Annotated in this window: 18 protein-coding genes; 3 read left to right on the top strand and 15 right to left on the bottom strand. The window is 59.6% G+C overall.

Translation table 11 applies throughout. The features are described 5' to 3' along the window. Positions 1 to 30: 30 nt before the first annotated feature. From pnp to D8779_RS14625, 3 genes are all read left to right on the top strand, one after another. Positions 31 to 2,136, top strand: coding sequence for a polyribonucleotide nucleotidyltransferase (gene pnp, locus D8779_RS14635; RefSeq protein ID WP_136665233.1), 2,106 nt, complete (start codon positions 31 to 33; stop codon positions 2,134 to 2,136). A 269-nt stretch (positions 2,137 to 2,405) separates the two neighbouring features. Further along, entirely contained in the window at positions 2,406 to 2,774 is a 369-nt protein-coding gene (locus D8779_RS14630; protein ID WP_136665232.1) for a BON domain-containing protein, read from the top strand. A gap of 60 nt (positions 2,775 to 2,834) precedes the next feature. Further along, on the top strand, positions 2,835 to 3,032 hold the full coding sequence (locus D8779_RS14625) for a CsbD family protein (RefSeq protein ID WP_136665231.1): 198 nt from the start codon (positions 2,835 to 2,837) through the stop codon (positions 3,030 to 3,032). A gap of 66 nt (positions 3,033 to 3,098) precedes the next feature. Here D8779_RS14625 and D8779_RS14620 read toward each other — a convergent pair whose 3' ends face one another. From D8779_RS14620 to D8779_RS14550, 15 genes are all read right to left on the bottom strand, one after another. Next, positions 3,099 to 3,398 carry a DUF2845 domain-containing protein gene (locus D8779_RS14620; protein ID WP_136665230.1) on the bottom strand — a complete coding sequence of 100 codons (300 nt, stop codon included), beginning with the start codon at positions 3,396 to 3,398 and terminating at the stop codon, positions 3,099 to 3,101. Between the two features lie 20 nt (positions 3,399 to 3,418). Then, positions 3,419 to 3,715 (bottom strand): DUF2845 domain-containing protein, encoded by a 297-nt coding sequence (locus D8779_RS14615; protein WP_405121093.1) that lies wholly within the window; start codon positions 3,713 to 3,715, stop codon positions 3,419 to 3,421. 11 nt (positions 3,716 to 3,726) lie between these two features. Further along, a complete protein-coding gene (locus tag D8779_RS14610; protein WP_136665228.1) occupies positions 3,727 to 6,720 on the bottom strand; it encodes a DUF748 domain-containing protein in 2,994 nt (997 codons plus the stop codon). A gap of 101 nt (positions 6,721 to 6,821) precedes the next feature. Continuing rightward, a complete protein-coding gene (locus tag D8779_RS14605) occupies positions 6,822 to 7,838 on the bottom strand; it encodes a class I SAM-dependent rRNA methyltransferase (protein ID WP_136665227.1) in 1,017 nt (338 codons plus the stop codon). Positions 7,839 to 7,957: 119 nt separating this feature from the next. Continuing rightward, positions 7,958 to 8,410 (bottom strand): phage infection protein, encoded by a 453-nt coding sequence (locus D8779_RS14600; protein ID WP_136665226.1) that lies wholly within the window; start codon positions 8,408 to 8,410, stop codon positions 7,958 to 7,960. Positions 8,411 to 8,585: 175 nt separating this feature from the next. Next, on the bottom strand, positions 8,586 to 9,767 hold the full coding sequence (locus tag D8779_RS14595; protein ID WP_136665225.1) for an acetyl-CoA C-acetyltransferase: 1,182 nt from the start codon (positions 9,765 to 9,767) through the stop codon (positions 8,586 to 8,588). 95 nt (positions 9,768 to 9,862) lie between these two features. Beyond that, positions 9,863 to 10,738: an oxygenase MpaB family protein gene (locus D8779_RS14590; RefSeq protein ID WP_136665224.1), complete on the bottom strand. Its 876-nt coding sequence runs from the start codon at positions 10,736 to 10,738 to the stop codon at positions 9,863 to 9,865. Positions 10,739 to 10,881: 143 nt separating this feature from the next. Then, complete coding sequence (gene acs, locus D8779_RS14585; protein WP_136665223.1) at positions 10,882 to 12,819, bottom strand: acetate--CoA ligase; 1,938 nt, start codon at positions 12,817 to 12,819, stop codon at positions 10,882 to 10,884. 378 nt (positions 12,820 to 13,197) lie between these two features. Beyond that, positions 13,198 to 14,862, bottom strand: coding sequence for a glucose-6-phosphate isomerase (gene pgi, locus D8779_RS14580; RefSeq protein WP_136665222.1), 1,665 nt, complete (start codon positions 14,860 to 14,862; stop codon positions 13,198 to 13,200). A gap of 105 nt (positions 14,863 to 14,967) precedes the next feature. Then, on the bottom strand, positions 14,968 to 15,828 hold the full coding sequence (gene panC, locus D8779_RS14575; protein ID WP_136665221.1) for a pantoate--beta-alanine ligase: 861 nt from the start codon (positions 15,826 to 15,828) through the stop codon (positions 14,968 to 14,970). Further along, positions 15,825 to 16,625, bottom strand: coding sequence for a 3-methyl-2-oxobutanoate hydroxymethyltransferase (gene panB, locus D8779_RS14570; protein ID WP_136665220.1), 801 nt, complete (start codon positions 16,623 to 16,625; stop codon positions 15,825 to 15,827). The genes panC and panB overlap by 4 nt, the downstream gene beginning before the upstream one ends. A 251-nt stretch (positions 16,626 to 16,876) precedes the next feature. Next, the gene (gene folK, locus D8779_RS14565; protein WP_205895826.1) at positions 16,877 to 17,359 is read right to left on the bottom strand and encodes a 2-amino-4-hydroxy-6-hydroxymethyldihydropteridine diphosphokinase; all 483 of its coding nucleotides are present in this window, start codon (positions 17,357 to 17,359) and stop codon (positions 16,877 to 16,879) included. Beyond that, positions 17,359 to 18,765 carry a polynucleotide adenylyltransferase PcnB gene (locus D8779_RS14560; protein ID WP_136665218.1) on the bottom strand — a complete coding sequence of 469 codons (1,407 nt, stop codon included), beginning with the start codon at positions 18,763 to 18,765 and terminating at the stop codon, positions 17,359 to 17,361. The genes folK and D8779_RS14560 overlap by 1 nt, the downstream gene beginning before the upstream one ends. A gap of 783 nt (positions 18,766 to 19,548) precedes the next feature. Continuing rightward, positions 19,549 to 20,976 carry a sigma-54-dependent transcriptional regulator gene (locus D8779_RS14555; RefSeq protein ID WP_136665217.1) on the bottom strand — a complete coding sequence of 476 codons (1,428 nt, stop codon included), beginning with the start codon at positions 20,974 to 20,976 and terminating at the stop codon, positions 19,549 to 19,551. A 76-nt stretch (positions 20,977 to 21,052) separates the two neighbouring features. Then, a complete protein-coding gene (locus tag D8779_RS14550) occupies positions 21,053 to 24,007 on the bottom strand; it encodes a sensor histidine kinase (RefSeq protein ID WP_136665216.1) in 2,955 nt (984 codons plus the stop codon). Positions 24,008 to 24,040: the final 33 nt, after the last annotated feature.

Raw genomic sequence — 24,040 nt, 5'->3', positions numbered from 1 at the left:
CCCAAGGGCAATGAAGAGAAGGAAAACACCGTGAACCCGGTAATCAAGAAGTTCCAGTTCGGTCAATCGACCGTTACCCTCGAGACTGGCCGTATCGCCCGTCAAGCCTCCGGCGCAGTGCTGGTCACCGTTGACGACGACGTTGCTGTATTGGTCGCTGTTACCGGCGCCAAAACTGCCGACCCGAGCAAAGGCTTTTTCCCGCTGTCCGTGCACTACGTAGAAAAAACCTACGCAGCCGGTAAAATTCCAGGTGGGTTTTTCAAGCGTGAAGCCCGTCCAAGCGAAAAAGAAACCCTGACCTCGCGCCTGATCGATCGTCCGATCCGCCCGTTGTTCCCAGAAGGTTTCCAGAACGAAGTGCAGGTTGTCTGCACCGTGATCTCCACCAGCAAGAAAACCGATCCGGACATCGCGGCCATGATCGGTACTTCGGCTGCCCTGGCGATTTCCGGCATCCCGTTCAACGGCCCAATCGGCGCCGCGCGCGTAGCCTTCCACCCGGAAACTGGCTACCTGCTGAACCCCAACTACGAGCAGCTCAAGGCTTCCAGCCTGGACATGGTCGTAGCCGGTACTAAAGACGCCGTGCTGATGGTTGAATCCGAAGCCAAAGAGCTGACCGAAGACCAGATGTTGGGCGCTGTATTGTTCGCCCACGATGAGTTCCAGGTTGTGATCGATGCGATTGCCGAGCTGGCTGCTGAAGCCGCTAAGCCGACATGGGACTGGCAGCCGAAGGCTGAGAACACTGCATTGCTGAGCGCTATCCGTAGCGAGTTCGGTGAAGCGATCTCTCAGGCTTACACCATTACCATCAAGCACGAGCGTTATGCCCGTCTGGGTGAGCTGCGTAACGAAATCGTGGCCAAGTTCTCCGGCGAAGAAGGCCAGCCAAGCGCTGGTGAAGTCAAAGAAATCTTCGGCGAAATCGAATACCGCACCGTGCGCGAGAACATCGTTAACGGCAAGCCGCGTATCGACGGTCGTGACACCCGCACTGTTCGTGGTCTGAACATCGAAGTCGGTGTACTGGCCAAAACCCACGGTTCGGCCCTGTTCACCCGTGGTGAAACCCAGGCGCTGGTGGTAGCCACCCTCGGTACCGCCCGCGACGCCCAGCTGCTCGACACTCTCGAAGGCGAGCGTAAAGACCCCTTCATGCTGCACTACAACTTTCCGCCGTACTCGGTGGGCGAGTGTGGTCGCATGGGCGCCACTGGCCGTCGCGAAATCGGTCACGGCCGTTTGGCGCGTCGTTCTATCGCGGCCATGCTGCCATCGGCTGACGTGTTCCCGTACACCATCCGTGTGGTCTCGGAAATCACCGAATCCAACGGTTCCAGCTCCATGGCTTCGGTTTGCGGTGCTTCCCTGGCTCTGATGGACGCCGGTGTGCCGATGAAGGCGCCGGTTGCCGGTATCGCCATGGGCCTGGTTAAGGAAGGCGAGAAATTCGCTGTTCTGACCGACATCCTCGGCGACGAAGATCACCTGGGCGACATGGACTTCAAGGTTGCTGGTACCGCCAATGGCGTTACTGCGCTGCAGATGGACATCAAGATCCAGGGCATCACCGAAGAGATCATGGAAATCGCCCTGAATCAGGCACTGGAAGCACGCCTGAATATTCTCGGTCAGATGAACCAGGTCATCGCGACTTCGCGCACTGAGTTGTCGGCTAACGCCCCAACCATGATCGCGATGAAGATCGACACCGACAAGATCCGCGACGTGATCGGCAAAGGTGGTGCAACCATCCGTGCCATCTGCGAAGAAACCAAAGCTTCGATCGATATCGAAGACGACGGCACGATCAAGATCTTCGGCGAAACCAAGGAAGCTGCAGAAGCTGCGCGTCAGCGCGTTCTGGGTATCACCGCGGAAGCTGAAATCGGCAAGATCTACGTCGGTAAGGTTGAGCGCATCGTCGACTTCGGTGCCTTCGTCAACATCCTGCCGGGCAAAGACGGCCTGGTGCACATCTCCATGCTGAGCGATGCCCGCGTTGAGAAAGTCACCGACATTCTCAAAGAAGGTCAGGAAGTTGAAGTGCTGGTTCTGGACGTGGACAACCGCGGCCGTATCAAGCTGTCCATCAAAGATGTAGCGGCGGCTAAAGCGTCAGGCGTTTAATCGTCTAACTGCTTCGCTGTAAAAAAGGGTCCTTCGGGGCCCTTTTTTATTGCCCTTAGAAAAGCACCTGCTAAGTCGTGCACCGTGCATGGGGTAATCAGGCGGGGCATGCAAAATGCACGAGTCATGATGATAGGTAAATTTACTAAGTTATTGATATTAAAGATAAATTTAACTTTTAAAAACCTGGCACGCCACCTGCAATAGTACTTGTGTCACCGCAACCAATGATGGTTGCAGTTAATTTTACTCATGCAGGAGCACTATCCATGAAACAGTCAATCAAGCACGTTGCCAGCGCCACTCTGACCGCCACTGCCCTGAGCCTGTTATTGGCCGGGCCGGCTCTTGCCGAAACCAGCACGGTGGTACAGCCAACAATGTTGGCCGCCAGTGAAACCATGAACACCACGGAAGATGCAGTCACCGATACCTGGATTACCAGCAAAGTGAAGTCGACCTTTCTGGCGGACAGTGAACTGAGCGGTATCGACATCAAAGTCGAAACCAATAAAGGCGTAGTGACCCTGTCGGGTGTTGTGGCTACCGAAGCTGAGCACGACCTGGCCGTAGCCAAGGCGAAAGAAATCAAAGGCGTAACTGCTGTTTCCGCCGAAGCCTTGAAAACTGCTGAATAAACCAATGGCCCCAGGGCTCGCGTAAGAGCCCGCTGTCCATACCATCACGAGGATTGAGTTATGAATTCCGACGTAATCAAAGGTAAGTGGAAACAACTGAACGGCCGTATCAAGGAGCGTTGGGGCAACCTGACCGACGATGATCTGGATGTTGCTGAAGGCCACAGCGAATACCTGGCCGGCAAGCTGCAAGAGCGTTACGGTTGGACCAAGGAAAAAGCTCAGGACGAGCTGCGTGATTTCAGCAGCAAGCTGTAACCCAGCGTTAAAAAGCCCCGCAGGCCAAGCCTGCGGGGCTTTTTTATGTGCGGTAAGTTGACCTGCTTACTTACCGCGCTTGCTCTCGATCTTGATTAAGCGATTGCCCTCGAAGCGCAGAAACTGATACATGCCATTGCGCGGACCATACGCCCATTCCTCTACGGCCACTTCATTGCGAAAGCCGTACTCATCCAGCACTTCGCGATAGCCGACAAACTCACGGCTGATCGGCTCTCCGCACTTGTTGCTGACAATGCTGGTTGAGTCTTTCAGGCTGATCAGGCCGCTATCACAACGCAGGGTCGAAGACGCGTGTGCCGTCAGCGGCAGAACAAACAGCAAGCTGCATATCAACGTTTTCATAGGTTTTCCGGGGGTACGGTTCAGCGGCTGCGACGCCGTTCGATGGCGCGCAGGCGCGTGCCTTCAAAGGTAAGGATGCTCAGCATGCCATTATCAGGCCCATAGACCCATTCCTCGATCTGGTATTCGCGGCGTTCATTCGGGCCGAGCGAGTAGCCGACCAGGTCGCGAAACACCGGTTCGCCGCACTTCTGCAGGACTTCGAAACGCCGGTCATCCAGGCTCACCAGTTGACTGCCACAGCGCATTGTCTCGGCTTGCGCCATGGAAGCTGCACCAGTCAGTGCGAGCAATAAAGTGGTGGGAATTGCGCGCATCAACATCAACGTTACTCGCTACCAAGGTGCAGGGTGGTGGCGACGCGGCCATCGGCGTCAGCCTGTGTGATGTTGACATCCAGCAGGTAGATACGTTCGTCGCTTAGCCCACCACGCTCCACCAGATAGCTCTTTATTTCGGCCGCGCGGACTTGGGCCAACTGACGCAACAGCAGTTTGCTCTGCGCCCAGGATTGCAGCACGCTCTCACGCATTTTTACGCTGCGCTCTTCGTCGTTCAGTTCGGCCCACTCGGCCGGTGGTTGTTGTTTGAGGCGGGTGCGGTAGATGCCTTCGAGCAGTACCCTTTTGTCGTCCTCATCCACCACCAGATCGCTGGCCTCGGCAGGTACATCATCGCCACGGCGTTGCAGCATCTTGTACCAGGTTTTTTGGTATTCGCTCTCTAGGCGTGCTGCGGCCAATGGCGGACCGTCGCTGCTTTCAGCGCCCATGCCTTCGATTTCCAGGCGCAGGGTAGGGCGTTCCTTCAAAGCACTGGCCAGGGTGTCCAAGGCCTTCTGCGCATCGGCGTCGAGTTCGACTTTTCCGGCAGTGAAACGCACGGTGCTGAGGTCGACATTACCACCACTGACCAGCCCACCGATAAATTTGAACGGGGCCTGAGCCGCACGCAGCACCAGATTGCGCAGGGTTTGCCAGACGATTGGCATCACGCTGAATTGTGGGCTGTTGAGGTTACCTTGGACGGGCAGCTGGATTTCGATATTGCCTTGGGTGTCTTTCAGGAGCGCCACAGCGAGGCGAATAGGCAGGTCCATGGCATCTTTACTGTCGACCTTTTCGCCCAGTTGCAGATCTTCCAGCAGCAGTTTGTTCTCGGCGTTGAGGTTGCCTTTCTCGATCTGGTAATGCAGGTCAAGGTTGAGGCGACCCTTGCGGATGCGAAAGCCAGCGAACTTGCCGGAGTATGGGGTCAGGGTCGTCAGTTCGACGTTCTTGAAGCGGGTGGTGATGTCCAGGCTGTTCATCGGGTCGAATGGGGTGAGTTGCCCCTTGATGCTGACAGGGGCGTACTTGTCGATCTTGCCCTTGATATCAACGCTGGCGGCTTTGGGGCTCTGGTTGTCCAAGGTGCCGATCTGGCCGTTGAGTTGGCCGATGGCCGTGGCGAAGTTGGGGCGCAGGCTGAAGTCGGCGAAGTTGGCCGAGCCGTCTTTGATGCTGACGCCGCCGATACGGATCGGTAGCGATTTCTCGGCCGATGCTTTACTCGTTTCGGCGCTGGCGGGTTGGGGCACCATCAGGTCGTTGATATTGGTGCTCAGGTCTTCGTTGATGATAAAGCGCACGTAGGGTTGTTGCAGTTTCACCTGGTCAATCACCAGCCCCTTGCCGTGCTGGTAATCGAGCCCATCTACCACGACTTGTTGCCACTTGAGGAAGTCGCGGTTCTTGAGTGTGTCGAGGGTATGCAGCTGGTTGATCTCGGCCTGCCCGCCAATGCTGAAGGCCAGCGGTTCGACGCTTTGCAAGTCGACCGCCAGGTCACTGCCAAGCTTGCCGCTGCGCAGCTCCAGGCGCACGAAGGGGCTCAGGTAGGTCTGTGCCAGGCGTAGGTCGATATCGCGCGTGGCAACCTGCAGCTTGGCTGTGGTCGGGGTCAGTTGTACCTGGCCGTCGGCCTTGATCTGCCCGGTCTTGTTCACCCCCGTATCGAGTTTAAGGCCGAAAGGTGAAGTGCCCAGACTGTCGAAATCGCTCAGGTCGAGATTAAGCGGAGCCAGGTCGATTTTGACTTCCGCGCCGCCGGCGCGGTCGGCCAGGTGTACCTGATAGTCGCGCAATTGCACGTCACGCAGGATCACCTGCCAGGGTTTGCTGGGCTTTTGCGGTTGGCCTGCAGTAGCGGTTTGCAGCTCAGCGGATTGCTCGGCGGTGGTTGGCTCGGATGAACTTTTCACCGGCGCGGTTTCTGGTGCCGCGGTGGAGCCCGCGCCACCCTCATTTGAAGTTGGAGTTGGAGCCGGTTTAGCAGGTTGGCTGGCCAGTAGCTTCTGCCAGTCGAGCTGGCCATCGGCCTCGCGTGCGGCCCAGGTTTCCAGTTTCTGGCTACGAATCTTGCCGACGAGGACCTGTTGCTTGGCCAGGTCCACGCTGGTTTCGCTGATATCCAGACTTTCCAGGCGCAGCAGGGGCTTGTTCGCCGGGCTCTTGATGGCAAAGTTGCTGACGCTGAGCTGGGTGTTGCTCAGCAACAGTTCGGTGTTTTTGGCTAGGTTCAGGCTGTAATCGCTGCTGAGGTTGATGATGCCGTCTTCCAAAACCAGTGGCAGCGCATCGCGCACATAAGGCCAGACGCCTTTCAACTTGCCGTCAGTGACTTTCAGGCTGCCGCTGGAGCTGATCGGCACCAGGCTGATGCGCCCGCTCCAGTCGATGCGTCCGCCTTTGGGTCCAGTGGCAACCAGGGTCATGTCGGCGTTATCGTCGGGCAGGGTGCTCAGATTGAGCAGCTCAAAGTTGAGGTCGTCGTAGATAAAATTGATCGGCTGGCTGGGGCGCAAGTCCTGAAAGTGCACGTTGCCACCGCTCAGTTTTATCCGCGAAATACGCAGTGGGAACGGTTCGCCGGCGGGTTCTTCGACCTCGGGCTGTGTGCTCGCCGGGACGTTGAACAGCTGAGTCAGGTTGAGCCGGCCGTCCTTGCCGAAGAGTACTTCGCTGTGCGGTTTGTCCAGCTCGATATCGGCCAGATGCAACATGCCTGTCCACAGGCTGTCGAGTTGCAGGTTGGCATATAGGCGTTCGAAGGCGATCTGTTGCTGTTCGGCTTCGCCAATCTGCAGGCCCCAGAGGCTGAGCTCCAAGCTGAACGGGTTGAATTGCAGGCGTTGCAGTGTGGCGGGGACTTCGGCGTATTGCGCCAGTTGCTGATTGGCGATGCGCAGGCCGATACCGGGCAGAATCAGAAAACCCAGCAGGCTGTATAGGGCAACGGTGATGGCAATGGCGCTGGCAGCGCGCTTTATTCCTTTAAGCATAAAAACGTCATCTATCCCGACGAAAAGTGCCTTGGAGTATGGCACGCGTGCGCGGTTCCGCAGAGGCTCTGCGTGGGCATTTTCTCCAAGTGTGGGTGCGATCAGAACTGCAGGATCAGGGTCTTTAGTGGTGGTTGAGCATCTTGTGACGGGAAATCGCTGGCCGGTGCCAGTGCGTGGCAATCGCGCACGGGGCGGCCGATTTTCTCCGCGCAACGCAGCACGTGCTCACGCCAATCGGCCATGGCGACTTTTGCCAGGTTATTGCAGCAGATCAGCACGCCGTCATCAGCCGTGGCGAGGATCGCGGGCTTGAGCAGGCTTTGGTAGTCGCGCAGCAGGTCGACGGTGCCGAACGCGCTTTTGGCCCAGGCGGGCGGGTCGAGTAACACCAGATCAAACTGACGCGACGTTAAGCGTGGATAGTCCGGCAGTTTGTGGCCACGACGCGCGCTAATCGGCAGGCCGGCCAGCTGGCGAATCGCTGGAAAATAATCGGACTGTACAAATTGCATGGGCCGCAGCTGCTGATTGAGCTGACCATTCTCGCGACCGACCGCCAGATTGCCTTCGGCAAAGTCCAGATTGAGCACCTCACTGGCCCCGCCTGCAGCCGCGCTCAAGCCGACGCCACAGGTGTAGGCAAACAGGTTGAGTACTGACTTGCCGGCGCTGTGCGCTTTGACCCAGCCACGGGCGTTGCGCAGGTCGAGAAACAACAGCGGGTCTTGCCCGGCATGGCGGCCGCGCACGCGGTAGTTGAGCCCCCACTCATGGCCGACTAAGTCTTCCAGTGCGGCGGGCTCGGCTTGGTAGATCGAATCAGTGCGGTCGATACGTGAATTGCCCTGGGAGCGGTCGTTGTAGACCAGCAGCAGCTGTCCGTTAAGGCTGGTCTGGCACTGCTCGGCCAGTTGCAGCAATTCGTCGCGACTCAGGCTCTGGTGAAAGCTTTGCACCAGTAATTGCGGGCCGTAACGGTCGATGGTCAGGCCGCCGACGCCTTCCTGGCTGCCGTGGAACAGGCGATAGCAATCTGTGCCCTGTTGATGCAGTTCTGTCAGAAGGTCTTGGCGGTTATTCAAGGCGGCGCGCAGCGCCTGATCGAGAGCGGGCATGCGCGGTAACTCGAAAAAGGAGGGCGCGCAGTTTATCAAGATTCACCTGCCGGGATGCAGGCTCGGCAAAAACAGCAAGGGCACCCGAAGGTGCCCTTTAATTTGCGCGTGTAATGCCATTAGGCGATGCGGTTAATGCCCGTGCGGTCAGCGCCGTCAGCCGCGACGCGGTTGCCACCGGTACGATCTGCGCCATCTTCGGCCAGGCGATTGATGTTGGTGCGGTCGAAGCCATCTTCGGCGACACGGTTACCGCCTGAACGGTCTGCACCATCTTCAGCAATGCGGTTAATGCCCGTGCGGTCAGCACCGTCAGCCGCGACGCGGTTACCACCGGTACGATCTGCGCCATCTTCGGCCAGGCGATTGATGTTGGTGCGGTCGAAACCGTCTTCGGCGACACGGTTACCGCCCGTGCGTTCTGCACCATCTTCAGCGATTCGGTTGATGCTGGTGCGGTCAAAGCCATCAGCGGCGATACGATTGCTCAGGGTGCGCTCGGCGCCGTCTGCGGCGAACACATTGCTGGCCAGGCCGGCGGCAAGCAGGGAAGCGATCAGGTACTTGTTCATGTATGTGTCCTCGAAAGAGTGGGTAAGTGGCTAGGGGGCCAATGTTGCGCCGCAGCCTGACTCTTGAGAAACGCAGACGGTCAATAGCCATCATCAGTGCTGTCGATGGCAAATAAAAAAGCCGGCCCCCTAATTGATGGGGCCGGCTTTTCGTTGCTAGAGCTGAGCGTCGGTATCAGGCCCGTTCTATAGCCAGTGCCACGCCTTGCCCGCCGCCGATGCACAGGGTGGCGAGACCCTTCTTAGCGTCACGCTTGATCATCTCGTGCAGCAGGGTGACCAGCACGCGGCAGCCGGAGCCGCCGATCGGGTGGCCGAGGGCGATGGCGCCGCCGTTGACGTTGACCTTGCTGGCATCCCAGTTCAGCTCCTTGCCGACCGCCAGGGCCTGAGCGGCGAAGGCTTCGTTGGCTTCGATCAGGTCCAGGTCGGCGAGCGCCCAGCCGGCCTTAGCCAGGCAGCGCTGGGTGGCGCCGACCGGACCGATGCCCATGATGGCTGGGTCGACACCGGCGTTGGCATAAGCGGCAATTTTCGCCAGTACCGGCAAGCCCAATGCCTCAGCCTTGGCCGCGCTCATCAGCAGTACGGCGGAGGCGCCATCGTTGAGGCTGGAGGCGTTGCCGGCAGTGACGCTGCCGTCCTTCTTGAATGCGGGCTTGAGTTTGCCCAGGGATTCGGCGGTGGTGCCGGCGCGCGGCTGTTCGTCAGTGGCAAAGGCCACCGGGTCGCCTTTGCGCTGGGGAATCAGGATTGGGGTGATCTCATCAACAAAACGCCCGGTTTCGATGGCTGCCACGGCTTTCTGCTGCGAGGCGGCGGCGAAGGCGTCCTGCGCCTCGCGGCTGATGTCGTATTTATCCACCAGGTTCTCGGCGGTGATGCCCATGTGGTAGTCGTTAAAGGCGTCCCACAGGCCGTCGGTGATCATGGTGTCGATGACCTTGGCGTGCCCCATGCGCAGGCCGGTGCGCGCGCCTGGCATGACATAAGGGGAGAGGCTCATGTTCTCCATGCCGCCGGCGATGATCACCTCGGCGTCACCACAGCGGATGGCCTGGGCGCCCAGGTGCAGGGCTTTCAGGCCCGAGCCGCAGACCTTGTTCAGGGTCAGCGCCGGTACGGCATGCGGCAGGCCTGCGAGAATCGCGGCCTGGCGCGCTGGGTTTTGCCCGGAGCCTGCGGTCAGTACCTGGCCGAGGATCACTTCGTCGACCTGCGCGCCGTCCAGGCCGGTTTGTGCAAGCAACTGGCGGATTACCGCAGCGCCCAGTTCCGGTGCTGGAATGTTCGCCAGTGAACCCTGGAAGCTGCCGATGGCGGTGCGGGTGGCGGCAACGATGACGACGTCTTGCATAACGTGATCCTCACAAGTAGCAGGCGCGGCGGGCCGCGAAAGGTCGCTATGGTGGCACAGCGGCTTTGTTTACGGCCAGCGCGCGAACCGACCGGTCAGCGTGGCGGCAACTGCAGACGTTTGCGTGCGCGGTGGATGGCGCCGCCGCGTACCGCCCAGCGCAGCACGGGGGCCAGGCTGTGTACGCCGGAGTGAATCAGCCGGCTGCGAGCCGGGCTGATCTGCTGGCCGAGCATCTCCTGCGCCCAGTTGGGTAGCAGGTCGATGCCGGCCTGCATCAACAGTTTGGCCACCGGCGCGGCGATGGCGCTAGGGGCGGGTGCGCCCAGTAAGATGCGCAGGATTTCCAGGGAGCGTTCATCGCAGCGTAGCTCGGGGCGTACCGCTGCCAGGTAGGTATTAACGTCGGCGCGTGAACGCGGTACTTGGCTCGCCCCCAGGCGTTCAGCGATCAGAGCGATTTCCGCGTAGTAGCGGTCTTGGTCGGCCTCGCTCAGCTGCGGGTTGCGGTAACGTAGATGAGCCTGAAGAAAGCTGTACACCTCGGCCACATGCACCCAGGTCAGCAGCGCAGGATCACTGGCGGCATAGGCGCGGCCATCTGGGGTGGTGCCCGTGACTTTGAGGTGAATGGTTTTGACCTTGTCGATCAGCCAGTCGGCATCGGCGCGTGAGCCGTAGGTGGTGCCGGAAATAAACTGCCCGGTGCGGCGTAGGCGGCCGAGCAGGTCGTCACGAAAATTCGAGTGGTCCCATACACCGGCCAGCGCCAGTGGGTGCAAGGCCTGCAGCAGCAGGGCGCTGATGCCGCCGATCAGCATGCTGGTGAAGTCGCCATGCACCTGCCAGCTCACCGAGTCTGGGCCGAACAGGCCAGGGTCGCCCTGGGGCTTTTCGAAGTCGATCTGACCGAGGGCGATACCGCTCAGGCTAAGGACTTGGCTTTCGATGCGGCGGCGAATAAATTCCATGGAATAGGTTGTTCGCTTGCTGGTGTAGGGCGGGTGCATCCGCCGTGCGGATCACTGGTTGAGCTCGTAGGGTGGATCGCGCTCTATCGATCCACCGTGGGCCGTGGTGGATGAGCAGAGCGTCATCCACCCTACCGCTCGGCTTAGCGGTTTAGGCGTTGCTCGATCAGTCCGTCCACCACGCCGGGGTCGGCCAGGGTCGAGGTGTCGCCCATGTTTTCCAGCTCGTTGCAGGCGATCTTGCGCAGGATACGCCGCATGATTTTGCCTGAGCGGGTCTTCGGCAGGCCCGGTGCCCACTGAATGAGCTCGGGTTTGGCGAAACCGCCAATCTCCTTGCCGACCAAGGCGAGCAATTCTTTTTTCAGTGCGTCGCTGACGTCTATGCCGTTCATCGGTGTGACAAAGGCGTAGATGCCCTGACCTTTGAGGTCGTGCGGGTAGCCCACCACAGCCGCCTCGGCGACGGCGTCATGCAGCACCAGTGCGCTTTCCACCTCGGCGGTGCCGATGCGATGGCCGGAGACGTTGATCACGTCATCCACACGTCCGGTGATCCAGTAGTAACCGTCCTCGTCACGACGTGCGCCGTCGCCACTGAAGTAATAACCCGGATAAGGCTTGAGGTAAGTGTCGATCATCCGTTGGTGGTCACCGTAGATACTGCGAATCTGGCTGGGCCAACTGTCCTTGATCGCCAATACGCCTGAGCCCGGGCCATTGATCTCCTTACCCTGCTCATCCAGCAGCACCGGTTGCACGCCGAAGAACGGACGAGTCGCCGAACCGGGCTTGAGGTCTGTTGCGCCAGGCAATGGGGTGATCAGAATCGCCCCGGTTTCGGTTTGCCACCAGGTGTCGACGATGGGGCAGCGGCGCTCGCCGACCACGTTGTAATACCACTCCCAGGCTTCTGGGTTGATCGGTTCGCCGACGCTGCCGAGCAAGCGCAGACTGCTGCGCGAGGTGGCTTTAACCGGGCCTTCGCCTTCACGCATCAGCGCGCGCAGAGCCGTTGGCGCGGTGTAGAAGATATTCACTTGATGCTTGTCGATGACCTGCCAGAAGCGCGAAGCGTCTGGGTAGTTGGGCACACCTTCGAAAATCAAACTGGTGGCGCCGTTGGCCAGCGGGCCGTAGACGATATAGCTGTGCCCGGTGACCCAGCCGACGTCGGCGGTGCACCAGTAGATATCGCCTTCGTGGTAGTCGAACACGTACTTGTGGGTCATTGCCGCCATCAGCAGATAGCCGCCGGTGCTGTGCAGCACGCCTTTGGGTTTACCGGTGGAGCCGGAGGTGTAGAGGATAAACAGCGGATCTTCGGCGTCCATAGGCTCCGGCGGGCAATCGCTGTCGGCCTCGTGCAGAGCTTCGTGGTACCAGATGTCACGACCTTCCACCCAGTCGATGTCGCCCTGGGTGCGCTCGACCACTACGACCGTGGAGACTGCCGGACAGTTCTGCAGCGCCTTGTCGACATTGGCCTTGAGCGCCACGTACTTGCCGCCGCGCACGCCTTCATCGGCGGTGATGACGGTGTGGCAATCGGCGTCGAGAATGCGGTCACGCAGCGCATCCGGGGAGAAGCCGCCGAATACCACCGAATGCACCGCACCGATACGGGTGCAGGCGAGCATGGCGTAGGTGGTCTCGGGGATCATCGGCATGTAGATGCACACCCGGTCGCCCTTTTTTACGCCACGGCTTTTCAGCACATTGGCCAGGCGGCTGACGTTGTGGTGCAGCTTCTTGTAGGTGATGTGCGCCGACTCGCTGGGGTTGTCGCCTTCCCAGATCAACGCAATTTGCTCGCCGCGCGTGGCCAGGTGGCGGTCAATGCAGTTGTAACTGACATTCAGTTGGCCGCCCTTGAACCAGGAGCCGTGACCGCTGAGCAGGTCACCCTGTTGCACGCTGGTCCAGGGCTTGGACCAATCGAGAAAGGTCTTGGCCTGCTCGGCCCAAAATATTTCTGGTTGCTCGATCGACTGCTGATAGAGGCGTTGGTAGTCGTCGTTGTCCAGGTGAGCGCGTTGGCGCACGGCATCGGCAACTGGGTGGCGGGTGATTTCGAACATGGCGGGTCCTTGTTGTTGTGTTCCGCGATATCGGGGTCTGTTGCCGTTTCGTTCGCGGCCGCGCCGGAGCCTGTTTTGGCGCGAGACAAGACACGAGATACGAAGTTTGGTCGTTCCAAATGAGTATCGAGAAACGCAGTATCGCGCCAAAACAGGCCCGGCCCTTCGGGTTGCGCGAAAAATCTCGCCATGCGGTGTTGGAGGACTTGGCAAGGGAAAACCATTACCTGCGTCCTCCGCCTGGCCTGGCGAGATTTTTCGCAGCAACGCGGTTCGCGACGAAACGGCAACAGACCCCGGTAAGGGTGCACCCAAGCGGGTGCTTGGTTCAAGTGCTGGCCCTGTGCATCCATGCCGGGCCTTGAGTATTGTGCCGGGTCAGCCGCGATGATGGTCGCGGAAATGCTGAATCAAGCCTTGAGTCGAGGCGTCGGCAGCGGGCTCATCGAGTTGCCCGGTTAGGCGCTGATAAACGCCTTTGCCGAGCTCTTTACCCAATTCGACGCCCCACTGATCGAAGGCGTTGGTGCCCCAGATCGCGCTTTGTACAAAGACTTTATGCTCATACAGGGCGACCAGGGCGCCGAGTTTGAACGGGTCAATACGATTGAGCGCGAGGATGTTACTCGGACGGTTTCCGGGGATTATCTTGTGCGGAGCCAGGCGTTGTACCTCGGCTTCGTCCAGGCCTTTGCTGCGCAATTCATATTCAGCTTCGGCGCGGGTCTTGCCATGCATCAGAGCCTGGCTTTGCGACAGGCAGTTGGCAAACAGCCACTGGTGATGGTCAGACAATGGGCTGAAACTGTTGACCGGCACGATAAAGTCCGCCGGGATCAGTTCGGTGCCCTGATGCAGCAACTGGTGATAGGCGTGCTGGCCGTTGCAGCCGACACCGCCCCAGATCACGGGCCCGGTACTGAAGTCTACCGGGCTGCCGTCCTGACGTACTGTTTTACCGTTGGACTCCATGTCCAGCTGCTGCAAATGCTTGGTGATGTTACGCAGGTAATGATCGTAGGGCAGGATCGCCTGGCTTTTCGCGCCCCAGAAGTTGCCGTACCAGATCCCCAGCAGGGCCATCAGTACAGGCATATTTTCGGCCAGCGGCGCCTGGGTAAAGTGCTGGTCCATGGCATAGGCGCCGGCCAGCAGCTCCTTGAAGTTGGAGATGCCGATGGCCAGGGCGATAGGTAAGCCGATGGCTGACCAGAGTGAGTAACGACCGCCGACCCAGTCCCACATCGGGAAGACGTTTTCCGCCTTGATGCCGAACTCGATGGCGGCCTTCTGGTTGCTGCTCACCGCGATAAAGTGCTTGTGCAGCTCGGCTTCCGGACCGCCCATGGCCAAGTACCAATCGCGCGCCGCGAGGGCGTTCTTCAGGGTTTCCAGGGTGCTGAAGGACTTGGATGAGACGATAAACAGAGTGGTTTCCGGGTTCAGTCGGGCGGTCAGGTCACGAAATTCGCTGCCGTCGATATTGGCCAGGTAATGGCAGCGCACACCGCGCTGAGTAAAGGGGCGTAATGCTTCGGACACCAGTTGCGGGCCGAGGAAGGAGCCGCCGATACCGATATTTACCACTTCGGTGATGGGTTTTTCGCTGTAACCGCGCCACAGGCCGCTGTGGATGCGGCTGACCAGGTCAGTCATCTGGCTGAGTACGCGGTGCACCTGGGGGATCAGGTCGATGCCATCCAGTTCCAGGCGCCGACCAATCGGGCTGCGCAACGCGGTGTGCAGCGCTGCACGGCCTTCGGAGGCATTGACTTTCTCACCCTTGAACAGCGCTTGAATGGATTCGCCTAGTTTGCTCTGCTCGGCCAGTTGCACGAGTAAGCCAAGGGTTTTTTCATCGATCAGGTTCTTCGAATAATCCAGCAGCAAGCCGCAGCTGCTGAGGGAGAAACGGTTAAAGCGTTGCGGATCACTGGCAAAGGCCTCGCGCATGCTGAAGTCGTTCATCTGCTCGCGATGTTCGCGTAGCGCCTGCCAGGCGGGCAGGGAGGTGACGTCATGCGGTTGTTGGTAATAGGCCATTTGATGCGTATTCCTTATTTTGGGTACGGCGCGTCATGCAAAAAAGCCCGGAGTGATCCGGGCCTTAAGTGTAACTGGCAGTGGCAGGTAGCAGGCAACCAGCGTTCAGGTCGGGGTGTCGAGCTCGAACGCTAGGTTGTCAATCAGCCGGGTATTGCCGGTAAAGGCCGCCACTAAAATAACCAAATGCCGATCGTCGGCTGTGGCGGGGCGCAGGCCATTAGCTTCACGCACTTCCAAGTAGTCTGGGCGCAAGCCCGCCGCACTGTGCTGTGCTTGCGCGGCAGTAATCAGCTTGGCGTAGTCGCGCTCTCCGGCCTTAATGGCGTTGGCCATTTCTTTCAGCGTGCGATACAGCAATGGTGCGGCGTCACGTTGCTCGGCGCTCAGGTAACCGTTGCGCGAAGACAACGCCAGGCCGTCTTCGGCGCGAACGGTTGGCTCGCCAATAATCTGGATCGGCATGTTCAGGTCACGCACCAGGGTGCGGATTACCGCCAGTTGCTGGAAATCCTTCTGGCCGAAGATCGCCAGGTCCGGCTGCACCATGTTGAACAATTTACTCACCACGGTGGCGACACCTTCAAAGTGCCCCGGGCGGCTGGCTCCGCAGAGGCCTTCGGATACCCCTGCTACGCTGACGCGGGTCTGACCGTCCGTACCGTGTGGGTACATCTCCGCGACATCTGGGGTGAACAGTAGGTGACAACCCGCTTGAACCAGCTTTTCCTGATCGGCAAGCAGGGTGCGCGGGTAACTGTCGAGGTCCTCGTTGGGGCCGAACTGTAAGGGGTTGACGAAAATGCTGGCCACCACAAAGTCCGCTCGCTGCGCTGCTTTTTCCACCAGTGCGGCGTGGCCGGCATGCAGGTTACCCATGGTCGGCACGAAGGCGATTTGTTTACCCTCGGCGCGCGCCTGACTGACAGCGGCGCGTAACTCGCGCACGCTTTTAACTGTGTTCATGCAGAAAATCCGTGCTCGGCTGCTGGGAAGCTCTGGTCTTTGACCGCTTTGACGTAGGCGCTGATGGCATTCTGGATGCTGCTCTGGCCGGCCATGAAATTCTTCACGAACTTGGGTGTGCGGCCGCTCAGGGAGAGGCCGAGCATGTCGTGCAGCACCAGTACCTGGCCGTCTGTTGCGCTGCCAGCGCCGATGCCGATTACAGGGATCTTTACCGCCTGGCTGATTTCAGCGGCCAGTTCGCTGGGCACGCATTCGAGTAGCAACATGGACGCGCCGGCCTGCTCCAGCGCCATGGCGTCGGCCCGCATCTGCCGTGCTGATGCTTCCTGACGGCCCTGAACCTTGTAACCGCCGAGGATATTCACCGCTTGCGGAGTCAGGCCGAGGTGGGCGCACACGGGAACGCCGCGTTCGGCCAGCTGGCGAATCGGTTCGGCCAGCCAGGCCGCACCTTCCAGCTTGACCATGTGCGCACCGGCTTGCATCAGCGCAGCGCAATTGCTCATGGTCTGCTCAAGGGTGGCGTAGGCCATAAAGGGCAAGTCAGCGAGGATCAGCGCGCCTTGGTTGCCGCGTTTCACGCAGGAGGTGTGGTACGCCATGTCGGCAACCGTGACGGGCAGTGTGCTGTCATGGCCTTGCAAGACCATGCCGAGGGAGTCGCCCACCAGCAGCACATCGACGCCGGCCTGACAGGCCGTCTGGGCGAACGTGGCGTCATAGCAGGTCAGCATGGCGATTTTCTCGCCGCTCTGCTTGAGGCTTTGCAGGGTGGTCAGGGTTACATCAGGCATGAAAACTGTCCTCACTCAGGCGTTCAGTCAGCAGTTGTGCTGCTTCAAGTTGGCCTGCATTGGCCGCGAATTGCACCGGTGCGGGGCAACGGGACGCCTATAGTCCAGATGGGTGGGCTCGAAGTCAATTGCAGGTGTTACCGGCTTGTTACTGGCGTTACCGCCAATCTGCTTGCTGCTTGACGGGGTGGGCGCGGTACTCAAGGTGTGACTCCGCAGTCGCAGAGGGTTTGCGCTCAGCACGGTGTTGCTCAGTTCAGCTGTTCCAAACCCACAAAGGGGCAGCTGTCGAGCAATTCGCTCAAGGCGCGACCATCGGGTAGTCGCAGCGTTGGAGCGATCTCGGCCAACGGGTAGAGCACAAAGGCGCGGGCATGCATGTGATAGTGCGGCACGGTCAGCCGCGGGGTGTCCAACTGCTGGTTGCCGAATAGCAGAATATCCAGATCCAGGGTGCGCGGGCCCCAGCGTTCGGCTTTGCGCGTGCGCCCTTGTTCCAGCTCAATGGCTTGTAGCGCATCAAGCAACGTCAGGGGGCTAAGCGTGGTGTCGAGCGCTGCCACCGCATTTACATAGCGCGGTTGGTCGGCCGGGCCGAGCGGGTCGCTGGCATAGAACGAGGATTGGGCAACCAATGTGGTGTGCGCCAAGGCTGCCAGCGCCGCGAAAGCGCTGTGCAGTTGCTCAAGCGGGGTGGCCAGGTTGCTGCCCAGGCCAATATAGACGCGTGTCATTATTCGCCCGTTGGGGTGCTCGGGCTATCGGTCGCTGGGCCGCGTTTGCGCTTGCTGTTGCTACGTTTGCGTTTGCGCGGTGCGCCGGCGGCATCATCTTTGTTGCTGAGGTCGCGGATCATGTTGCGTCGCTCACTGTCGCTGACGTCCTGATAACGCGTCCACCAGTCGCCCAGGCCACCGGTTTCCTCGCCCGCGCTTTCGCGCAGGAGGAGGAAGTCGTAACCGGCACGGAAGCGTGAACTCTCTAACAGCGTGTCAGCGCGTTTGCCACTGCGGCGCGGCAGGCGTTCCTGCATATCCCAGATTTCGCGGATCGGCATGGTGAAGCGCTTAGGCACAGCGATACGCTGGCACTGTTCGCTGATCAGTTCGTGAGCGGCTTCTTGCATGGCCGGGATCGGCGGCATGCCGCGATCCTGCAGCTTGATTACGCGGGCCGGCAACGCTGGCCAAAGCAAGGCAGCGAGCAGGAAAGCCGGGGTAACCGATTTGCCCTGCTGAATACGCAGGTCGGTGCTGTCCAGGGCATTACGGATCAACTGATCGGTGTAATCGGGGTTGAGCTTCAGCGCTTCGGCGCTGGCCGGGAACAGTTGACCGAACAGACCATAATCGACCAGTAGCTCGTAGGTGTAGACCGCGTAGCCGGCGAGAAATAGCTTGAGCACTTCATCGAACAGGCGCGCAGCGGGGATGCCAGCGAGCAACGGAGCCAGTTTGTAGATGGGCGCGGCGCTGTGTTTCTCGATGTCGAAATCCAGCTTGGCGGCGAAACGCACCGCGCGCAGCATGCGCACTGGGTCTTCCTGGTAGCGCTGGGTTGGGTCACCGATCAGGCGGATCAGGTGGTTGCGGATGTCGTGCACGCCATTGGCGTAATCGAGGATGCGTTCTGTGACCGGGTCGTAATACAGCGCATTGATGGTGAAGTCGCGGCGCTGGGCGTCGTCTTCCAGGCTGCCATAGACGTTATCGCGCAGAATGCGCCCGCTTTCATGGCGTGAGGACAGGTTGCTGTTCTCTTCCTCATCACCTTCGGGGTGATTGGCGCGGAAGGTCGCCGTCTCGATGATTTCGCGGCCGAAATGCACGTGAACCAGTTTGAAGCGACGGCCGATGACCCGGGCATTGCGGAATTCAGCCCGCACCTGCTCCGGTGTCGCACTGGTGGCTACGTCAAAATCTTTAGGCTCGATGTCTAGCAGCAGGTCGCGTACGCAACCACCGACCAGGTAGGCCTGATAGCCCGCTTGCTGCAGGCGTTCGACCACGCTGACGGCATAACGGCTAATTTCACCGCGCTCGATAGGGTGCTGGCTACTGCTCAGCACTTCAGGCGTGCTGTGCGAGTGGTTGCCGCGACGGATAGGGCTACGAAAGGACTTGAACAGCTTTTTCAGCATGGGAGGCACTGTTTGACTAAATGACTGGCCAGAGTATATGCCGGCCACAGGAATGGCGCGGATTCTAGCATTGAGTAGGGGTTTGATGCAGGAAACGGCAGGAGACTGTTGCTGGCGGGGAGTTTGAAGCTACTGGGGGAGCCGAAGCTCCCCCCTAAATTGCTGCGTGCTCTGTTTTTATTATTATGGCGGGCTTGTTGTTTTTGTTGATTTACCCGTTCCATCCAGTCAGGGACTTTTGGAAAACTTCCCAAGATGGGAATCAAGGGAATCAAGAGCAAACGGATTACTTTGGATGCTGACGCTGCCATGATCACACTGTGACCCAACCAGTACAGGCTCTGCCTTAGGGCAGTTTTATAATTCTCGGCCTGGTTTTGGGGCGAACCCCAAAGGCAATTCCTTTCCAAAAGAATCAGTTAGCTACGCCTCTGCATTGTTGTTTTTATTGTGCTGGAGTCGGTATGTCTTATTTTTATTAGGTTTGCTGCGTACTTATTATTGTTTTTGTACAAGTGATAAAGCAGATCCCGTGCCAGTTTTTACGAACCCTTATAAATCAATGGCTTGAGTGGTTTTGCCGTCTGACTGAGGGCATAAAAAAGCCGGGTTCTCGTTACCATAAGACCCGGCTTTGTTACTAAGTGTTGATTGGGTAACAGACTGCGGAACCTCTTGCGCACCCATCTGTCACCCAGTCGCCGCGCTTTACAGGCTGTGAAGCACTACCTGCATTGGCGGCGCGGCGTCAGCACAGGCTCGGCTAGGGGTTTAAACGGCCTGTCAGCCCGCGGTTGCACCCGAAGATTTGCGTCGTGGGATGCCCAGCCGCTGGCGGCGCTCCCACAAGCATTTGCGGCTGATACCGAGTTTGCGGGCCAGTTCGGTCTCGGTCATATGGTCTTGGTGCTCCAGCACGAAGTGCTGGAAGTAGTCTTCCAGTGACAGGTCTTCGGTTGGCTCGCTCGACTCATGTCCCATGCCGCTGCTGTGGGGCGGCAGGCCAGTGAAGTCGTCTTCAAGGTCGTCCAATTCGATATCGATGCCCAGCAGCTCGGCCGAGATGCTATTACCTTCGCAGAGGATCACCGCGCGCTCGATGGCGTTCTCCAGTTCGCGCACGTTACCCGGCCAAGGGTAATGGCGAATGGCTTGTTCGGCGTCCGCAGCAAAACACATGTCGAGTCGACCCTGGCGGGTGCTCTGGCGAATCAGAAAGGCGCGGGCGATATCGCTCACGTCAGCCCCACGCTCGCGCAGCGGCGGCAGTTTGAGTGCGATTACGTGCAGGCGGTAATACAGGTCTTCACGGAACTGGCCGATTTTCGACAAGCTTTTTAGGTCGCGGTGGGTCGCAGCGATCAGGCGTACATCGACCTTCTGCGATTGCACCGAGCCCACCCGGCGAATTTCACCTTCCTGCAGCACGCGCAGCAGGCGTGCTTGCGCTTCTAAAGGCAGCTCACCGATTTCATCGAGGAACAAGGTGCCGCCATCGGCGGCTTCCACCAGACCTGCACGACCAGCGCTGGCACCGGTGAAGGCGCCTTTCTCGTGGCCGAACAATTCAGACTCGATCAGCGATTCGGGGATGGCCGCACAGTTCACCGAAATCAACGGCGCCTTGGCGCGGCGAGAGAGGTTGTGCAGGGCGCGGGCCACCAGTTCTTTACCGGTGCCGGATTCGCCTTGAATCAGTACGTTGGAGTCGGTGGGCGCGACCTTGCGAATCTTGCTGTACATCTCCTGCATGGAAGCGCAGGAGCCGATGATGCCGATTTCGCCATTGCTGTTGTCCACAACCTTTTCGCTGCCGGCTTTCGAGCTCACGGCAGCAGGGGCGGGTGCGTGTTTGGCTTGCTGGTGATCGCGCAGAATACGCGCCACGGCTTGGAGCATTTCATCGTGGTCGAAGGGTTTGGCGATGTAGTCGACCGCGCCCATCTTCATCGAGTCGACGGCTGAGCGCAGGCTGGCGTAGCTGGTCATGATCAGCACCGGCGTGCCCTGGCCGAGCTTGATCAGCTCGGTGCCGGGTGCGCCAGGCAGGCGCAAATCGCTGACAATCAGGTCGAAGCTGGGAATGCTGAAGCGTTCTTGAGCTTCTTGCACCGAGCCGGCTTCGCTGACTTCGTACTGGTTGCGTTCCAGTAGGCGGCGCAGGGCAGAACGGATAATGGTTTCGTCTTCGACGATCAAAATATGAGGCATTAATTTGGTCTCTCGACGGTCTCGGGGCATGCCGCTGGGCCAACTGGCCTTGCAGGCACGCTCTCTGATAGCTGGTTTAAGTCGCTAGGGACGTCGCCTCGACATGCCTCGGCAGGCTGACCCGGATGCGGGTGCCGCGTTGAAGCTCGGGGTCAGCCGGGCTGTCGATTGTTATCTGTCCATAATGCTCTTCCACGATCGAATAGACCAGTGCAAGGCCCAGTCCCGTACCTTTGCCTGGGTCTTTAGTGGTGAAGAAGGGCTCGAACAGGCGGTCGATGATTGCCTTAGGAATGCCGGTGCCTTCGTCCTCAACGATCAGGTCGATGGTGTGTTCGAACACCTCGCTTTTAACCCGTATCGCGCTGCCCGGCGGTGAGGCGTCGCGGGCGTTGGACAGCAGGTTGATCAGCACTTGGGCCAGCCGCTGCGGATCACCGACTACCCAATGGTCGGAGTCGCAGAGGTTGAAAAACTGCACCTCGACACTGCGCCGGTTGAGGTCCAGCAGGGCGATAGCGTCTTGCGCGACTTGGGCCAGGCAGACGGGTTCTTCGCTGTTCTGATGACTGCCGGAGTGGGCGAAGCTCATCAGCGACTGGACGATGCGCGACACACGTTTGGTCTGTTCGATGATCTGCTCGCTGATTTCGGTCAGTTCGCTGTCGCCTTCGCGCTCCTCGCGCAGGTTTTGCGCCAGGCAGGCGATGCCGGTGATCGGGTTGCCGATTTCGTGGGCGACGCCTGCGGCGAGACGGCCGATAGAGGCCAGGCGTTCGGAATGCACCAGCTTGTCTTCCAGCATTTGGGTGTCGGTGAGGTCTTCAACCAGCAGTACCAGGCCACTGTTACCGGGTGCCAGAGGTTCGTCGATGGCCGCTTTGTGCAGGTTCAGCCAGCGAGTCTGGCCGTCGAGGGCCAGACGCTGTTTATGCAAGTGCTCGTCCGGCAGTTCGATAAAGTGTTGCAACAGGGCCCGCCATGGTTCGGCCAGGGTGCTCAGGCGTGAGCCGACAACGCGTTGGGCAGGGATCTCGGTGAGGTCTTCCATGGCTTTGTTCCACATCAGAACTTCCTGGTCCTTGGCCAGCGAGCAGACGCCCATGGGAAGCTCTTGCAACGTTTGCCGGTGGTAACGGCGCAAGGTGTCGAGTTCGGCGGCCAGGCCCGTGAGGCGCGAGTGGTAGTCCTCAAGGCGGTTTTCGATAAAGTGGATGTCCTCGGTGACATAGGTTTCGCTGCCCGCCTTAAAGGGCAGAAAGGTTTCGACTATGTCCTGGGCCACGCTGGGGCCCATCAGTCCTGAAAGGTTGGCTTCGATGCGGTCACGCAGGCGGCGCAGGGCGTAGGGGCGACCTTCATCGAATGGCAGATGCAGATCGCGCAGCGCCTGTTCGATCTCGTGCTGTGCGGTTTTTGCACCCAAGGGTTTGGCCAGTTGCGCGGCAAACTCTTGCGGCGAGTTCGCCAACAATTCACGCCGTTGCGGACGACGCACGTTGTCCACGGCGCAGGCTTCGGCCGCGCTTTTCTCTTCCGGGCTGGCTTCGGTGAACAGTGATACCAAGGTGAACATCAGTACGTTAGCCGCCAGCGAGCCGATGGCCGCCATGTGCCAGCTGCTGTCGTCCAGTACATAGATGACGTTGAACCAAGGCAGGTACAACCCTTGCAGATTCCCGAGCATCGGCAACAGCATGCTCACTATCCACACACCGATGCCGGCCAATAGCCCAGCGATAAAGCCTTTGCGGTTGGCGGTCGGCCAATACAGCACCGAGAGTACGCCGGGCAGGAACTGCAGGGTGGCGACGAAAGCGACGATGCCCAGGTTGGCCAGGTCCTGTTCGGCACCCAGTAATAGGTAGAAGCCGTAACCGGCCATGATGACCAGCAAGATAAGGGCGCGGCGGGTCCACTTCAGCCAGCGGTAGATATTGCCTTCCGAGGGCGGCTGGTACAGCGGCAGCACGATGTGGTTGAGCAGCATGCCGGACAGCGCCAACGTGGTGACGATAATCAGCCCGCTGGAGGCCGACAGCCCGCCGACATAGGCGATCAGCGCCAGGGTCTGGCTATTCACGGCGATGCCCACGCCGAGGGTGAAGTATTCCGGGTTGGTGGTGGCCCCCAGCTTCAGCCCGGCCCAGAGAATCAGCGGCACCGCCAGGCTCATCAACAGCAGGAACAGTGGCAGGCCCCAACTGGCACTGACCATGGCACGCGGGTTGAGGTTTTCGGTGAAGGTCATGTGGTACATGTGCGGCATGACGATGGCCGAGGCGAAGAACACCAGCAGCAGCGTGCGCCACGGGCCTTCCTGCAAGGGCGTATGCAGGCTGGTCAGCGAAGATTGGTTCTGCACCAGCCAGGACTGCAGGTCCTGCGGGCCGTCGAATACGCCGTACAAGGCATACAGGCCGATAATGCTGATTGCCACCAGCTTGACCACCGACTCGAAGGCAATGGCGAACACCAGGCCTTCGTGCTTCTCACGGGTGGCGATATGGCGGGCGCCAAACAGAATGGTGAACAGGATGATCAGCCCGCAGTAAGCCAGAGCAACACGTTCCTGTACCGGCTCGCGGGTGAGAATACCGATGGAGTCGGCCACCGCCTGAATTTGCAGGGCCAGCAATGGCAGCACGCCGACCAGCATAAATACCGTGGTCAGGGCGCCGGCCCAGGTGCTGCGGAAGCGGAAGGCAAACAGGTCAGCCAGGGATGACAGCTGGTAGGTGCGGGTGATTTTCAGAATTGGATAGAGCAGCACCGGTGCCAGCAGAAAGGCCCCAGACACCCCCAAGTAACTGGCGAGGAAGCCGTAACCATACTGGTAGGCCAGGCCCACCGTGCCGTAGAAGGCCCAGGCGCTGGCGTATACGCCGAGTGACAGGGTGTAGGTCAGCGGGTGGCGGATCACCCAACGCGGAATCAGGCCGTGCTCACTGATCCAGGCCACGCCGAACAGAATAAGAAGGTAGGCGGCGCTGATCAGGATCAGCTGGCTCAGGCTAAAGCTCGTCAGCATTAGGTTGGCTCGGCGAGTAAATGAAAGGCAGCA

The sequence above is a fragment of the Pseudomonas leptonychotis genome (assembly GCF_004920405.1).
GTDB lineage: Bacteria > Pseudomonadota > Gammaproteobacteria > Pseudomonadales > Pseudomonadaceae > Aquipseudomonas > Aquipseudomonas leptonychotis.
This window is presented reverse-complemented; position numbering and strand designations above follow the sequence as displayed.